This is a genomic window from Bacillus sp. FH (assembly GCF_052216825.1).
Lineage (GTDB): Bacteria > Bacillota > Bacilli > Bacillales > Bacillaceae_G > Bacillus_A > Bacillus_A paranthracis.
On the sequence record NZ_JBQOUU010000001.1, the window covers coordinates 2,627,049 to 2,642,773 of the forward strand.

The 15,725-nt window shown below is 36.8% G+C and carries 15 protein-coding genes and 4 tRNA genes; all 19 read right to left on the minus strand.

Going from position 1 to position 15,725, the window contains the following annotated elements; genetic code table 11:
* Positions 1–96 precede the first annotated feature (96 nt).
* The 19 genes from rlmH to ssb all read right to left on the minus strand — a co-directional run bounded on the left by rlmH (position 97) and on the right by ssb (position 15,699).
* Positions 97–576, minus strand: coding sequence for a 23S rRNA (pseudouridine(1915)-N(3))-methyltransferase RlmH (gene rlmH / locus ACTT1L_RS13835; protein ID WP_001027003.1), 480 nt, complete (start codon positions 574–576; stop codon positions 97–99).
* Between the two features lie 59 nt (positions 577–635).
* Entirely contained in the window at positions 636–821 is a 186-nt protein-coding gene (locus ACTT1L_RS13840) for a CxxH/CxxC protein (protein ID WP_048557323.1), read from the minus strand.
* 53 nt (positions 822–874) lie between these two features.
* Positions 875–2,050, minus strand: a complete 1,176-nt coding sequence (locus ACTT1L_RS13845) for a S1C family serine protease (RefSeq protein WP_098922102.1) — start codon at positions 2,048–2,050, stop codon at positions 875–877.
* A gap of 63 nt (positions 2,051–2,113) precedes the next feature.
* Positions 2,114–2,908, minus strand: coding sequence for an MBL fold metallo-hydrolase (locus ACTT1L_RS13850; RefSeq protein WP_000522836.1), 795 nt, complete (start codon positions 2,906–2,908; stop codon positions 2,114–2,116).
* Positions 2,892–3,734, minus strand: a complete 843-nt coding sequence (locus ACTT1L_RS13855) for a two-component system regulatory protein YycI (RefSeq protein WP_048557321.1) — start codon at positions 3,732–3,734, stop codon at positions 2,892–2,894. The genes ACTT1L_RS13850 and ACTT1L_RS13855 overlap by 17 nt, the downstream gene beginning before the upstream one ends.
* Positions 3,715–5,031, minus strand: coding sequence for a YycH family regulatory protein (locus ACTT1L_RS13860; protein WP_431086691.1), 1,317 nt, complete (start codon positions 5,029–5,031; stop codon positions 3,715–3,717). The genes ACTT1L_RS13855 and ACTT1L_RS13860 overlap by 20 nt, the downstream gene beginning before the upstream one ends.
* Complete coding sequence (gene walK, locus ACTT1L_RS13865) at positions 5,028–6,869, minus strand: cell wall metabolism sensor histidine kinase WalK (RefSeq protein ID WP_000755380.1); 1,842 nt, start codon at positions 6,867–6,869, stop codon at positions 5,028–5,030. Before walK ends, ACTT1L_RS13860 begins: the two co-directional genes overlap by 4 nt.
* A gap of 3 nt (positions 6,870–6,872) precedes the next feature.
* A complete protein-coding gene (walR, locus tag ACTT1L_RS13870; RefSeq protein WP_000971872.1) occupies positions 6,873–7,580 on the minus strand; it encodes a cell wall metabolism DNA-binding response regulator WalR in 708 nt (235 codons plus the stop codon).
* 402 nt (positions 7,581–7,982) lie between these two features.
* Positions 7,983–8,055: transfer RNA gene (locus ACTT1L_RS13875), tRNA-Phe, on the minus strand.
* A 41-nt stretch (positions 8,056–8,096) separates the two neighbouring features.
* Positions 8,097–8,172 (minus strand) — tRNA-Asp (locus ACTT1L_RS13880).
* A 21-nt stretch (positions 8,173–8,193) separates the two neighbouring features.
* A tRNA-Glu gene (locus ACTT1L_RS13885) sits at positions 8,194–8,265 on the minus strand.
* A 13-nt stretch (positions 8,266–8,278) separates the two neighbouring features.
* Positions 8,279–8,354: transfer RNA gene (locus ACTT1L_RS13890), tRNA-Lys, on the minus strand.
* A gap of 140 nt (positions 8,355–8,494) precedes the next feature.
* Entirely contained in the window at positions 8,495–9,784 is a 1,290-nt protein-coding gene (locus ACTT1L_RS13895) for an adenylosuccinate synthase (protein WP_000100224.1), read from the minus strand.
* A 214-nt stretch (positions 9,785–9,998) separates the two neighbouring features.
* Positions 9,999–11,360: a replicative DNA helicase gene (gene dnaB / locus ACTT1L_RS13900; protein WP_001286244.1), complete on the minus strand. Its 1,362-nt coding sequence runs from the start codon at positions 11,358–11,360 to the stop codon at positions 9,999–10,001.
* Positions 11,361–11,387: 27 nt separating this feature from the next.
* On the minus strand, positions 11,388–11,834 hold the full coding sequence (gene rplI / locus ACTT1L_RS13905; RefSeq protein ID WP_000864231.1) for a 50S ribosomal protein L9: 447 nt from the start codon (positions 11,832–11,834) through the stop codon (positions 11,388–11,390).
* Positions 11,831–13,804: a DHH family phosphoesterase gene (locus ACTT1L_RS13910; protein WP_001113897.1), complete on the minus strand. Its 1,974-nt coding sequence runs from the start codon at positions 13,802–13,804 to the stop codon at positions 11,831–11,833. The genes rplI and ACTT1L_RS13910 overlap by 4 nt, the downstream gene beginning before the upstream one ends.
* Positions 13,805–13,882: 78 nt before the next feature.
* On the minus strand, positions 13,883–14,818 hold the full coding sequence (locus ACTT1L_RS13915) for a YybS family protein (protein ID WP_442821956.1): 936 nt from the start codon (positions 14,816–14,818) through the stop codon (positions 13,883–13,885).
* An 80-nt stretch (positions 14,819–14,898) separates the two neighbouring features.
* Positions 14,899–15,132, minus strand: a complete 234-nt coding sequence (rpsR, locus tag ACTT1L_RS13920) for a 30S ribosomal protein S18 (protein ID WP_000918873.1) — start codon at positions 15,130–15,132, stop codon at positions 14,899–14,901.
* Positions 15,133–15,177: 45 nt separating this feature from the next.
* On the minus strand, positions 15,178–15,699 hold the full coding sequence (gene ssb, locus ACTT1L_RS13925) for a single-stranded DNA-binding protein (RefSeq protein WP_000981967.1): 522 nt from the start codon (positions 15,697–15,699) through the stop codon (positions 15,178–15,180).
* Positions 15,700–15,725: the final 26 nt, after the last annotated feature.

The following is a 15,725-nucleotide window of genomic DNA, read 5'->3' on the forward strand; positions in this document are numbered from 1 at the left end:
CTTCATATTACAGCATACTTTTTTAGAAATAGAAACATACTTATTTTAGGAAATATAGAAAACGGCCACATCTGTAGCCGTTTGAATGTACTATTACTATTTATGATACGGTTCTCCACGATTAATCCGAAACGCCCTATACACTTGCTCAAGCAATACTAATCGCATTAATTGATGTGGTAACGTCATCTTTGAAAAAGAAAGAGATTCGTTTGAACGTTTCATTACTTCTGAACTTAGTCCAAGTGATCCACCAATCACGAAGGCAACTTTACTTTTTCCATATGTAGCAAGACGATCTAAGCTTACTGCAAATTCTTCTGATGATTTTTGCTTTCCTTCTATCGCTAACGCAATGACATGCGTATCATCAGAAATTTTATCTAGTATACGTATACCTTCTTTTTCTTTTACAATTAACATTTCTGCTTCACTTAAATTTTCTGGTGCCTTTTCATCTGGCAATTCAATTACTTCTACTTTTGCGTATGCAGATAATCGTTTTAAGTATTCTGCTATACCTTGTTTTAAATATTTTTCTTTTAATTTCCCAATTGAAATAATCGAGATATTCACACGTATTCCCCACCTTACAAACATGTTATCCACATAACTTATCCACATATCCACAATTGTTACCCACATATTGTGTGGGAATCTGTGTTCGATACAACATATGTCGCCTCATTTTGACAAAATTCACATGTTTTTTTCTCTTTTTCTGAGTTATCCACATTGTTAATAACTGGCGCGACTTCACACTCATCCACAACAATATCTAAAGCTAATTCAACATGTTCTAAACAACAAGGTAAGTTCATATTCTTCACCTCACTTTTCTACAATAGAAAACAGGAGGTAGACCCTCCTGTTTTTAATACTTTTGAATGCCTAGTTTAACCGTTGTTGTTGCTCGTTTTGTACCACGATAAAACGTAAGAGTCATTTTATCATTAATTTTTTTATCATATAAGGCCGTACGGAATCCGATAATATCGCGAACTGGTTTCCCATCTACTGCTACAATCACATCGTGTTCTCGCAAACCAGCATCTGTACCTGGCGAAGGGCTTTTCACATCTAAAATGCAAACTCCCTCTGTTACATTGCCTGGTAAATGCAATGTTTTTGACCAATAGTAGTTTGGAATTTCATTTAATGATCTCAGTTCAATTCCAACATACGGTCTTCTTACTTTTCCGTACTTCTCTAATTCATTCATAATTGGAACAGCTCTAGTAACAGGAATAGCTAGCCCAATTCCTTCTACTTCTTTTGCCGCAATTTTCATTGAGTTAATACCAATTAATTGACCTGCTGCGTTTACAAGCGCACCACCACTATTACCCGGATTAATTGCTGCGTCTGTTTGCAATACTTCTACTTGCCAATCATAATGTCCATCTTGATCTAAATCTACAGGGACAATACGCTCATTAGCCGAGATAATACCTTGTGTGACAGTTCCAGAAAATTGTAGACCGAGCGGGTTTCCAATCGCAATGACTGGTTCTCCTCTACGAACAGTATTAGAATCGCCAATCTCAATTACTTTTTTCACATGCTTTGCATCTATCTCTAGTACAGCCAAATCTGTGACCACATCGGTTCCTAATACCTTTCCAGGAACCTTCTTACCATCACTTAAACTTACTTCAATACGATTTGCTCCAGCAACAACATGATTATTCGTTACAATGTAAGCTTGACCATCTGTCTTCTTATAAATTACACCTGATCCCGTACCTGCTTCTGAATCTGCCTCTGAAAAATTATCTCGTTGAATATTAATAACTCCGACAACAGCTTCAGACGCACGATCAACAGCATCCACAAAGCTAATCTGTTTAATGCCTTGAGCTTCCGCCATATTACTTCCACTTGCTTCAGCTTGCGGAAACGCGTCCGTATCATTTGAAAATAAAGGAGCTCCAAATGCAAATAACGAAGCTCCTACAATTGTTCCTGCTATGCTAGAAATAACAATACCTTTATGCTTCTTTTTCTTTGCACGTTTCATACGATAATTTTCTCCATCAATAAAGGACATATTTGTTCACCTATCTTCCTGAAAACAACTATATTCACCTTTATTGTTTACTAAAATGGAGAATTATACGTATTGAATTTTTGTAGGCATTTTTGGATCTGTATCGTGGATTTCAAAGGCTTCTCCCACTCCAAATCCCTTTTCCTCTAATACTTGTGATACTGACATACGTGCTAGTTCTTTCATGTTATTATCTAAACTTAAATGGGCTAAATAAATATGCTTTGTCTCATCTGTAATTACATCCGCCATTGCTAATGCAGCATCTTCATTACAAACGTGCCCCACATCACTTAAAATACGTCGTTTAATACTCCATGGATAACGTCCCATACGAAGCATTTCCACGTCATGATTGCTTTCAAACACGAAAGCATTAGCCCCCTTAATAACACCTTTCATACGGTCACTCACGTATCCTGTATCTGTAATAAGAGCCAACTTTCTATTATTGTTATGAAAAGCATAGAACATCGGCTCTGCCGCATCATGAGACACCCCAAATGACTCGACCTCAATATCACCAAATGTTTTCACATCCCCAACTGAGAAAATAAACTTTTGCTCAGTTGGGATATTTCCTATTAAGTGTTCCATTGCATTCCATGTTTTCTCATTTGCATAAACAGGTAAATCATATTTACGTGCCAATACACCTAAGCCTTTAATATGATCACTATGTTCATGTGTTACAAGAATACCCGATACATCATTTATATTTAATTCTGCCTGTTTAAATAAAGCCTCTGTTGCTTTACCACTTAAACCTGCATCGACAAGTAACTTCTTTTCATCTGTTCCTACATATAGCATATTCCCTGTACTTCCACTTGCAAGTACGCTAAAGTGCAAACCCATTCTTTCTCACTCCAGTATGTTCATCAACCACTTGATTTTCCTTTTCCCCTAATTCCATAACTTGTCCTTCAATTGCATTTACAAAGAAGTCCTGCTTCTGCTCCGTCTTTAAGTTCCACGTTGGAGCAAGTACTTGGTTATTAGAAGTAGATGCGGTAAGGTTGGCATAACCAATTTGCGCTTCTTTTACATGTGTATTCCCATGAATTTTATTTTTTAAATACAGATTTTCTAAAGCGGTTTGGGCAGTAATAATTTCTTGCTGTTTCGTTTTTTCACTTTCGCCCATTTCTTTTAAATCTGTTAACATCGTCTGCGTGTACGACACAAGTTCATTTTTTTCATTTAATTCCACAACAATCATCGCCTGATCGTTATAGAAAATAGGCTTATCTTTATACTTTTGGAAGAAGTAAATTTTAGAGTCTTTCATCGCTCCAAACTCATACTTTTGTCCATCCAATACATAGTTCTTCAAAAAATCATTATACTTATCTTTTGATAACGATTTTGTATTTAAAAAGGGCTCTTTTAGCTTACTTTCTATCTTGTACATATTTTGTATATGCGCCGTTTGATTTTTTAAAGACTGTATGTCTTCTTCTTTAAATGCCTTGTTTTCAGCCCTAATAAATGACTCTTTTTTCGGTTCTTTAGGGAAATTACCCATAGTAATTTTGTTTGCTTTTAATTCTTGATCTATCTTCGTTTCTGCAATAAGCTCCAATTGATTACTATCTTGCTTTTGAATGAATTGAAAAATGAGAAAGAGGTCCAAAACAAAAAAGGTCACAATAAATATGGTTTTAATCCGATCCCAATCCATTTAGTCCCCCCTCATTCCACTCATATATTTTTTGTTTGCCAGCTTCATCTTCAACAAACTTTACATACCAAATTGGCTGTAGTCGCGCTACTTGCCCATCTAGTGATAATTTGTATCCAATCCCAATGTCTTTAATGGATCTTTTATCTACCGCGGCATTATTTTCTAAGGATGCTATTACAACATGACCTGACGGAAGAGTAACCTTCTGCTCTATACCTTTCGTATTTAAAGAAAGCAACGGTCTTTCATATTCCATTACTTCTTCTGATCCCCATACTTGTCTCAATTCAGCTAATCCATCAGTATTGAATACGGGATATCCATCTTCCTGTAAGCGGAATACTGTCTGTCCTTTATTCATATAGTCCAAACGATATGAATCCAAACTCCCACTGTGACCATTTACAAAATCAAAACTTTTTTGTAAAAGCATTAAATTATCTGGCTTTTTCTCATTTAAAACAGAAGAATTTTTATACTTTAGCATATGCTGATCATTTTCAATCTCCATAGACCTAATACCATCTGTAAATATTTCTTTCGATCCCTCGATAATAGGGCTTAAATAACGTGGGTCACTAAAAAGAGCATTCTTAAATGTATCAACCGCCAAATTAGATGAAATATATGTTATATTACTTAATTCTGTCGTTCCATCTGGTAAAAATAGCTTTTTCATATCATTAATTTGATAGTCAAAATAAGGTTTCGCTGATACTATAAATTGATTTTGTGCATTTACAATATCTTTTAAATACACACCACTTAATTTTGCTTCATATATTCTAGAGTTATCACCATCGGAAACAAAATTAATTTTAATTTCTTGATCCCTACTTCTAGAAGGGTCAAGAATAATTCGATTAAAGTGTTTAGGCTTATCTATACTTTTTTCTTTCATACTAAACATAGATTTAACTGCATCAAATGGGATGTTGGTAGGGAAAATAAGTTCAATTTTCCCTTCACCATGCACATAAGAAAGAAAGTCAGCCTTAGCAATCGATATCTCTTTGAACTCATGTAATTCCCCTGCTTCCAAAGTTCTATAGATTGATTCTATATCTCCCTCTCTTTTGCTCCCGTAATGATTTTTATCTTTATGCACAATGATAGAAGTAGGGCGGACAACATCAGCGATTTTCGTTTGAGTATTTCCCTCATTCCCCTGTACAAATTTTGCGTTTTGCATAGATGTGGAATCTGGCACATACGTCCATAAGTTAAAAGTAAGAAATAGACTAATTACAACTAAATTAATTAAAACTATCGTTTTAACATTCTCCATACTCATTCCCATTCGTCCTCTTCATCTGCTGCCATAGGCAATGTGAAATAAATCGTTGTCCCTTTTCCTTCCTCACTCTTTGCCCAAATCGAGCCACCATGTGCCTCAATCATTTCTTTCGCAATTGCTAATCCAAGTCCTGTACCGCCCATTTGTCTTGAACGTGCTTTATCTACGCGATAAAAACGTTCAAAGATTTTATCGACGTTTTCTTTCGGAATACCCATTCCTTGATCACTTACACTAATCTCCAATAATTCTCCGCGATCACGTAAACGATATGTTACTGTTCCACCTTCTGGTGAATACTTTAATGCATTCGAAATAATGTTATACAATACTTGCGTAATTTTATCCGTATCCATATCAATAAATCGAGATTTTTTAGAGAAAGATCGTTTGAAGCTTACGTTTTGCTCTTTAGACATTTCAAAACGATCAATAATGTTATTAAAGAAGTCAGTAAAGTCGACCCATTCTTTCATTAAACGATGTTCTGTACTATCGAGTTTAGATAGTTGCAATAACGCATTTACAAGTCTAATCATTCTTTCTGTTTCTTCTTGTGTAACTGTTAAAAACTGTGGTGCAATATTTGGATCTTGCCACGCACCGTCTGTAAGTGCCTCTAAGTAACTGCGCATTGTCGTTAATGGCGTTCTTAATTCATGAGAGACGTTTGCTACAAACTCGCGGCGTTCTCTTTCTATACGCTCCTGCTCAGTCACATCATATAATACGGCAATTAAACCATTTGCTTTCCCTGTCTCTTTTTGAATAACAGAGAAACTAGCGCGTAAAATATATGGCTCATTTCTCGTACTAAAATCTAATAAAACAGAATCCGGCTCTTCGTATAAATGATCGAGCGTAAATTCTTCTTGTATTCCCAATACTTCTAAAACAGATTGATCGAGCGCCGTTTCACGCGAAACATTTAGCATCTTTTCCGCAGGATCATTTAATAAAATAATGTCCCCTTTTCGGTCAGTAGCAATTACTCCATCTGTCATATGTGATAATACGGATGACAATTTACGTCTTTCACTTTCTGTTGAAGAACGAGCTTGTTGTAATTTTTTTGATAAATTATTGAAAGATAATGCTAATTGTCCAATTTCATCATGGCTATGCACTTTTACTTTTCTTGAATAGTTTCCTTTTGCCATTTCAATTGCTTGTCTTCGCATATCAGAGATTGGTCTCGTAATCGTTTGAGCTAACAAAATTCCAAGTACAGCTGTTACGAGTAATGCAATAACGGTTCCGGTCGCAAAGATTTGATTAATATCCTTCATCTGCTTATAAACATCTTCCATGGATGCAACAACGTAAATAGCACCAAGTGCATCTTTATTGTTATCATCCATAATAGGAGTAATCATAACTTGTACACGGTGACCTGTACGACCATCCTTCTCAATTTTCACTTCTGGTTTTTTTTGTACCAATACCCGCTGAACAGCTATATCAGTTGACGTTCTATTTACCTTGTTTTGCTTTGACTCATCTGAAATAGCGAGCAGCTTTCTATTCGCATCAAATACACTTACCTCTTGAATATCCTTCTTTCGATCAGAGGCAAATTTTCGAATGGAAGTTTTAATCGTTTCACCTGTTGATTCTGTCTCTGCTTTTGTATAACTTTTTTTAAACTCTTGTTTCAAGTTATACGATAATAAGTTCGTTTGTTGCGTTAAAGAATCTCTAAAACCTTGTACAAGACTCTTTTCTAACTCTCTTACGAAATATACCCCAATAACTTGCATAGCTATCAATATTAATAGCATATATATGAGTACAAATTTTAAATGAATAGATTGAAAAAAACCGACTTTCTTCATATACTATTCCTGCTCTGGGTCACGCAAGTAATACCCTACTCCACGTCTAGTGACAATTAATGTAGGATGACTTGGATTATCTTCAATTTTTTCACGTAGACGACGTACTGTTACATCCACTGTACGTACATCTCCAAAATAATCATAACCCCAAACTGTTTGCAATAAATGTTCACGTGTCATAACTTGTCCTAAATGTTTTGCTAAATAATGTAATAGCTCAAATTCACGGTGTGTAAGCTCAATATTTTCCTCACGTTTCGTTACACTATACGCATTTGGATTAATAACAATTGGTCCAATAACCATTTCCGTATTTTCTTCTTTTTCTGCCGCACCACCTTGCTGATGGCGACGTAAATTCGCCTTCACGCGAGCAAGTAATTCCCTCGTACTAAATGGCTTCGTTACATAATCATCTGCCCCAAGCTCAAGTCCTAACACTTTATCGATTTCAGAATCCTTCGCTGTAAGCATAATAATCGGCATTTCTGAGCTTTTACGTATTTCCCGGCAAACCTCTAAGCCATCCTTACCTGGTAGCATAATATCTAATAAAACCATATCTGGCTGTTCTTCAGTCGCTTTTTCAATTGCTTCATCACCATCGTGCGCCATTACAATTTCAAAACCTTCTTTTTCTAGGTTGAACTTCAAAATATCTGCAATCGGCTTTTCATCATCAACTACTAAAATTTTCTTTCCCATCATCGTCTATTTCCTCCTTATAAAGTGAAACTTTAATCAGCCCTCACCAATCGGGCTTTTACGGGCAGCTCGCTTCCCACCTAACTTCTTTGCTTTCGCTGAATTTTAAGGTGGGGGTCTTACTGCCCGGTAAATAACAGGGTAAAAATATGGCCAATATCCTTAAACACATTGATGTCTACATAGTATGTCCCTATATGACCGCATCTTTGCTTAAGTAATTTCTACTCTATTCTCACAGACTCATGTATAATCCACTTTTACACGGAATCCTATACGATCTATAGAAAAACCTCTAGCTTCAACTGCTAGAGGCTCCTCATTCTATTTTAAAATAACTACTCAATTTTGTAAAATTACACAAATAAAAAGGATATTAAGTGGGCCCACTTAATATCCTGAGAGTGGCTCGGGACGGAATCGAACCGCCGACACGAGGATTTTCAGTCCTCTGCTCTACCGACTGAGCTACCGAGCCAAAACTATATATAAAACCACTAATGGTGGTATAAACAAAAGTGGCGGTCCCGACCGGGGTCGAACCGGCGATCTCCTGCGTGACAGGCAGGCATGTTAACCACTACACCACGGGACCAAAAATGAACATAAAAAAACATGACCCGTACGGGATTCGAACCCGTGTTACCGCCGTGAAAGGGCGGTGTCTTAACCACTTGACCAACGGGCCACGAAAAATAAAATGGTGAGCCATGAAGGACTCGAACCTTCGACCCTCTGATTAAAAGTCAGATGCTCTACCAACTGAGCTAATGGCTCATACTCACCAACGTCATATTTTCGTGACGACAAGATGTATCATAACATATTTTCTTTATATTTTGCAATACCTTTTTTATTTTTTTATAAAAGATAAGAAAAAACTCATGCGGACATGAGTTTTTTCTTAAAAATATCAATTAAGCTTCGTATACGTTACGAACGATATTCGTTTGGTTACGATCTGGTCCAACTGAGAACATAGATAATTGAATTCCTGTTAACTCAGAAACACGTTCTACGTATTTTCTTGCATTCTCAGGAAGCTCGTCTAATGATCTTACACCAGTAATATCTTCTGTCCAACCTGGAAGCTCTTCGTATACAGGCTCACATTTCGCTAAAATGTTTAAGTTTGCTGGAACTTCATCGATAACTTCGCCATTGTATTTGTAAGCAACACAAATCTTAAGAGTTGGAATACCAGTTAGAACGTCGATAGAGTTTAATGATAAATCTGTTAAACCACTAACACGACGCGCATGTCTTACAACAACGCTATCAAACCAACCTACGCGGCGTGGACGACCAGTTGTCGTTCCATACTCACGACCAACTTCACGAATTTGATGACCAATTTCGTCATGAAGCTCAGTAGGGAACGGACCATCACCTACGCGGCTTGTATATGCTTTACATACACCTACAACGCGAGTAACTTTTGCAGGGCCAACTCCAGTTCCAACTGTTACACCACCAGCAATTGGGTTAGAAGATGTAACGAACGGATACGTACCGTGGTCGATATCAAGCATAACACCTTGTGCACCTTCAAATAATACACGGTGATTATTATCTAATGCATCATTTAATACAACAGACGTATCACACACATATTGCGCGATTTGTTGTCCGTACTCGAAGTACTCTTCGAAGATTTCTTCTACACTGAAACCTTCTGTATCGTACATTTTTTCAAACAAACGATTTTTTTGTGCTAAATTGCGCTCAAGCTTCTCTTTAAATGCTTCACGGTCTAAAAGATCAGCCATACGAATACCAATACGAGCAGCTTTGTCCATGTATGCAGGACCGATACCTTTTTTCGTTGTACCGATTTTGTTATCACCTTTACTTGCTTCTTCTAACTCATCTTGTTTTAAGTGATAAGGCAAAATAACGTGCGCACGGTTACTTACACGTAAATTATCCGTACTTACACCACGATCGTGTAAGTATTTTAACTCTTCAAGTAATGCTTTCGGATCTACTACTAAGCCGTTTCCGATTACACAAATTTTCTCTTTATAGAAAATACCAGATGGAATTAAGTGTAATTTATATTTAACTCCGCCAAAAACAATTGTATGTCCTGCGTTATTTCCACCTTGATATCTTGCAACTACTTCCGCATGCTCAGAAAGAAAATCAGTGATTTTACCTTTTCCTTCGTCGCCCCATTGTGTTCCTACAACTACTACTGAAGACATTATTAAAGCACCTCCGCAATTTTCAAACGATCTATTCAAACAATATAATTGTACCAAAACCGAAAAAGAAGTCAACCAAAAAGCGAACATTTTTTTATCAAAAAACTTTTTCGTTCGTAAGAATTATATTTTCACACTATGAAAGCCCTATCTTTTCTATAAAAAAAAGAAACACATCTTATTATAAGAAATGCGTTTCTTTTTTATACTATCGTTATGCCGGCGGCGCATGTCCATCTTCGAAACGACGTTCTAAGTTAACGAACTTATTGAACTCTTTAACGAATGCGAGCTCTACTGAGCCTACTGGACCATTACGCTGCTTTGCAATAATAATTTCAATCGTATTTTTATTTTCCGTTTCTCGGTCATAGTAATCTTCACGATATAGGAAGGCTACGATATCGGCATCCTGCTCGATACTTCCCGATTCACGAATATCAGACATCATCGGACGTTTATCTTGACGAGATTCTACACCACGAGATAACTGTGACAAGGCAATAACAGGAACTTGTAATTCACGCGCAATCCCTTTTAGTGTACGAGAAATCTCAGATACTTCCTGCTGACGGTTCTCCCCTGATTTCCCACTTCCTTGAATAAGCTGTAAGTAGTCAATCAAGATCATACCAAGACCCTGTTCTTGTTTTAATCTACGACATTTTGCTCGAATCTCATTTACTTTAATCCCCGGCGTATCATCAATATAAATACCAGCATTAGAAAGGCTACCCATTGCCATCGTTAATTTCGCCCAATCATCAGAAGTTAACGATCCGGTACGAAGTCTTTGTGCATCAATATTCCCTTCTGCACAAAGCATACGCATAACAAGCTGATCAGCACCCATCTCTAGACTAAAAATCGCTACATTTTCATCCGTTTTCGTTGCTACGTTTTGTGCGATATTTAATGAAAATGCCGTTTTACCTACCGACGGACGTGCCGCCACGATGATTAAATCATTTCGCTGGAATCCTGCCGTCATCTTATCTAATTCAGTAAATCCAGTCGGTATCCCGGTCACTTCACCTTTTTGATTATGCAAAAGTTCGATTTTATCGTAAGCATCTACAAGAACGTCTTTAATATTTTGGAATGCTTTCGCATTCGTCTGATGAGATACTTCTAATATTTTTTTCTCAGCCTCATTTAAAAGACCATCCACATCATCTTCTCTCTCATATCCATCAGACACAATATGAGTCGCCGTTCGAATTAAACGACGTAACAGTGCTTTTTCAGCGATGATTCTTGCATAATACTCTACGTTAGCAGCAGTTGGAACAACTTCTGCTAATTCTGCTAAGTAAGAAACCCCACCAACTTCTTCTAGTAATCCTTGATCAGCCATTGCTGACGTCATCATTACTAAGTCAATTGGCTCCCCCTTATCAGATAGCCCAAGCATGACTTCAAAAATCTTTTGATGTTTCGTTCGATAAAATGAGTCAGGTACTAATAGTTCCGATGCCGATGTTAACGCATCCTGATCAATCAATATAGCACCTAAGACTGCCTGCTCAGCTTCTATATTATGCGGAGGGGTACGATCAGCCATTACATCACTCATACGCAATCCTCCTTGCTTAACTTAGTTTTATTGTTCACTAACATGAACTTTTACTGTTGCTGTTACTTGCGGATGCAATTTCACAGTAACGTTTGTATAGCCTAAGGCACGAATTGCATCATCCATTTCAAATTTACGCTTATCAAGTTTAATATTGTGAGATTTTTGCATTGCATCTACGATTTGTTTACTTGTGATTGAACCGAAGAGACGGCCACCTTCTCCAGATTTAGCCTTTAATTCTACAGTTAATTTCTCTAACGTTTCTTTTAATTGTTTTGCATTTTCAAGCTCTGCTGCTGCATCTTTTTCTTCTTTGCGCTTTTGAGCTTCTAAAGTTTTCATACTGCTATTCGTCGCTTCAGCAGCTAATCCTTGTTTTAGTAAGAAGTTATTTGCATAACCATCTGGTACGTTTTTTACTTCCCCTTTTTTCCCTTTACCTTTTACGTCTTTTAGAAAAATTACTTTCATGATTGTGTGCCTCCCTGTAAATAGTCATCAATAACAAATCGAAGCTTCTCCTCAGCTTCATCTACTGTAACATTTTTCATTTGTGTGGCTGCATTCGTTAAATGCCCGCCACCACCTAAGTTTTCCATAATTAGCTGCACATTCACTTCACCTAAAGACCTGCCGCTAATTCCAATGAAATTCTCGCCACGTTTTGCAATAACAAATGATGCAATAATTCCTGTCATTGTTAATAATGTGTCCGCTGATTGCGCAATAAGCACTTGATCGTAGTAATCATCGCTATCAACTTTTGCAATCGCAATTCCATTTTTATAAATGTACGCATTTTTAATAGCTTTTGCAACCCGTAAATACTGATCCATATCTTCTTTTAAAAGCTCTTGTACAAGTACAGTATCTGCACCGTGTGAGCGTAAATAAGAAGCAGCATCAAACGTACGAGCACCTGTCCGGAATGTAAAGCTTTTCGTATCAACAATAATACCTGCTAATAATGCTGTTGCTTCTAACATTGTCATTTTTAAATTTTTCGGTTGGTATTCAAGTAATTCCGTAACAAGTTCCGCCGTGGAAGAAGCGTATGGCTCCATGTAAACAAGCAATGGATCTTCAATAAAATCTTCTCCTCGGCGATGATGGTCAATAACAACTACATTTTCAATTTTGCGTAACAGCTTTTCTTCCATCACCATTGAAGGCTTATGCGTATCAACAACAACAAGTAATGAATCATCATTTGCAAATTCCATCGCTTGTTCTGGTGTAATAAAGTGAGACCATAACTCTTCATTTTGTTTCACTTTATCCATTAAACGCTTAATTCCCTTATCAGAATCATTTTCATCGAGCACAATATATCCTTTGCGCTCATTTAATTGCGCTACCTTTAAAATACCAATCGCAGCACCAATTGCGTCCATATCAGGAGCCCTATGCCCCATTATAATGACATTGCTACTTTCTAATACTAAATCCTTTAATGCATGCGAAATCACTCTGGCACGTACACGAGTACGTTTTTCCACCGGATTTGTCTTACCACCATAAAACTTAACTTTACCTGTCGCTTGTTTAATAGCTACTTGATCTCCACCACGCCCAAGCGCAAGGTCTAGACCTGATTGAGCCATCGCCCCAAGCTCGGATAAAGGTAAATCACCTGATCCAACACCTACACTTAATGTAAGTGGTATATTCCTTTTGGATGTTTCTTCACGTACTTGGTCTAGAATACTAAATTTCCCTTTCTCCATCTGCGCTAAAATACTTTCATTTAGTACAACGAAGAATCTTTCCGAAGATGCACGTTTTAAATATGCCCCATACTTAACGGCCCATTCATTTAGACGGGATGTCACAAGACTTGTTATATTCGTACGTAATTGATCATCTAATCCTTGTGTAACTTCATCATAATTATCTAAATAAATGACAGCTAAAACAGTACGTTGATCCTCGTACATCTTTTCAATCTCTGTTTGTTCTGTTACATCAAAGAAATAAATTAACTTTTCTTCTTTCCTTACAAAGACACGAAACTTTCGATTATTTAAAGAGACTATATCATCGGATGTTTCTCCCTTAATAAAAAGAAGTAACGTTTCTGATACATCATAAAGGTGCCATCCAGCTAATGCATGCTGCCCCAGACATGAAGATAAATAAGGATTTGCCCAATCAATCCCATAATCCTTATTGTATAACAAAATACCAATCGGCATCTGGTTAAATGCCTCATTACTCACTTTCTTTACCCTTGTAATCATATCTGTCGTATGTTTTTCAAAATTCTTTTGGAAAGTAAGTTCAAATCGTACAACAACAAAAAGGACGATACAAAAAATAAAGAAGGAGACTATCCCCATTAGTAAATGAAAATAACAGAGGATTGAAATGAGCACAAACACAAAAAATGCCAATACGTAAACAGGATATAAAAACCACTGTTTCTTATAAAATTCAGGCATGTATACAACTCCTATAAAGTAAAACTAACTTATCTTCCAGTTAGTAATACAGATTAAAATAGTATAAGGAATATTATTTTATCCTCCTATTTTAGAACGCAATGAAATCCCTAAATCAATTATACCTAAGATTGTCACAAGAGGAAACAGCATCGGGATAAACATGCAGGCGATAAAACTAATAATAGGAACCCCTTTCGTAAAACCTTTGCTATGCGCCAGAAAAGCGATAAACGTCAAACCTTGCAGCACGAGTAGTAAAGCAAATATGACATATAGGTTAGAAAATACCATATGTAAATATGATGTCGGTTCTACTTTTATAAAAGTTGATAGCAAAATAAATATAACGTAATACCAAACAATACTCTTTGGTAATTGTATATCTTTGAACTTAGGCCAAGGTATAACATCATGCTTTAGCTTTCTTAAAGCACTACCTGATATTATTATGGTAATCCAAGAAAGACATACAGAAACCATCACAAGTATACTCGGGAATACCGCTTGTAATATATCATTCATTTGTACAAATAACTCTTTTTGCTCTTTACTAATCGGCATACCAGCAACACTTGCTATCTTTTCACTTTGCACTATGCTTTTATTAAACATATTTTGTATTTGCTTTATAAAATCTATGTTAAAAAACTTTATACTGGCAACATAAATTAGCATAATACTGATTAAGTATGCAAGTGAACCGGTTATTAAAATCTCCAATGGCTTTCTTTGTTTTTTATACATGCACCCTAAAACAATACCCATCAACCCAAATACGATCGTCTTTACTAGACCTATCGGCTGACTTACAAAAACAGCAATTAAAAATGCAGCCGTAAAAATTACAAATGCATTCGATAATTTATATCTTATCGTTAACAATATAAATGGCAACGGCAACGCAAACGTTACAACTGTACCTAAAATCGGAACATACATAGATATAAACAATAACATTACATATATAGCCAACAACGCGGCTCCTTCAGTAATAAATCTCGCTTGCTTCACATTTTAACCTCTCTTTCAAAAAAGAAAAGCATAGCAAAATGCACAGTAGAGTCGGACTCTACTGTGCATTTCATACGCTATTATTCACCAACATATGGTAAAAGTGCCATTTGACGAGCACGTTTAATTGCAACTGTAAGTTTGCGTTGGTATTTTGCGCTTGTTCCTGTTACACGACGAGGTAAAATTTTACCACGCTCAGAAACGAAACGTTTTAATAAATCAACATCTTTATAATCGATGCGAGTGATGCCGTTAGCTGTGAAGAAACACACCTTACGACGTTTCGCACGTCCACCTTTGCGTCCTGCCATGTCTATTTCCCTCCATTCTTTGTTAAAACTAACAAATTTACTGTATTAGAACGGTAAATCGTCGTCGGAAATGTCGATCGGTTGACCTACATTTGAAAATGGATCGTCATTCTTCGTAAATCCAGAGTTTCCTTGGTTACCTTGGTTGCCTGAATTACTAGATTGACCAAATGGGTTAGAGCTTTGGTTACCGAAACCAGCTCCTGATGGTTGCTGATTAAATGAACCACGTTGCTCCCCACCGCCATTACGCGGCTCTAAAAATTGTACGCTTTCCGCAAGAACTTCTGTTACATATACACGTTTACCATCTTGTCCCTCGTAATTACGAGTTTGAAGACGCCCATCTACGCCTGCTAAGCTACCTTTTTTCAAATAATTTGCTACGTTTTCTGCTTGTTTACGCCATATTACACAATTAATAAAGTCAGCTTCACGCTCACCTTGTTGATTCGCAAATGCGCGATTCACAGCTAACGTAAAAGTAGCTACTGCAACACCATTGGGCGTGTAACGTAAGTCAGGGTCCTTAGTTAAACGACCAACGAGGATAACACGATTCATCAATCGAACCACTCTCCCTTATATATCAA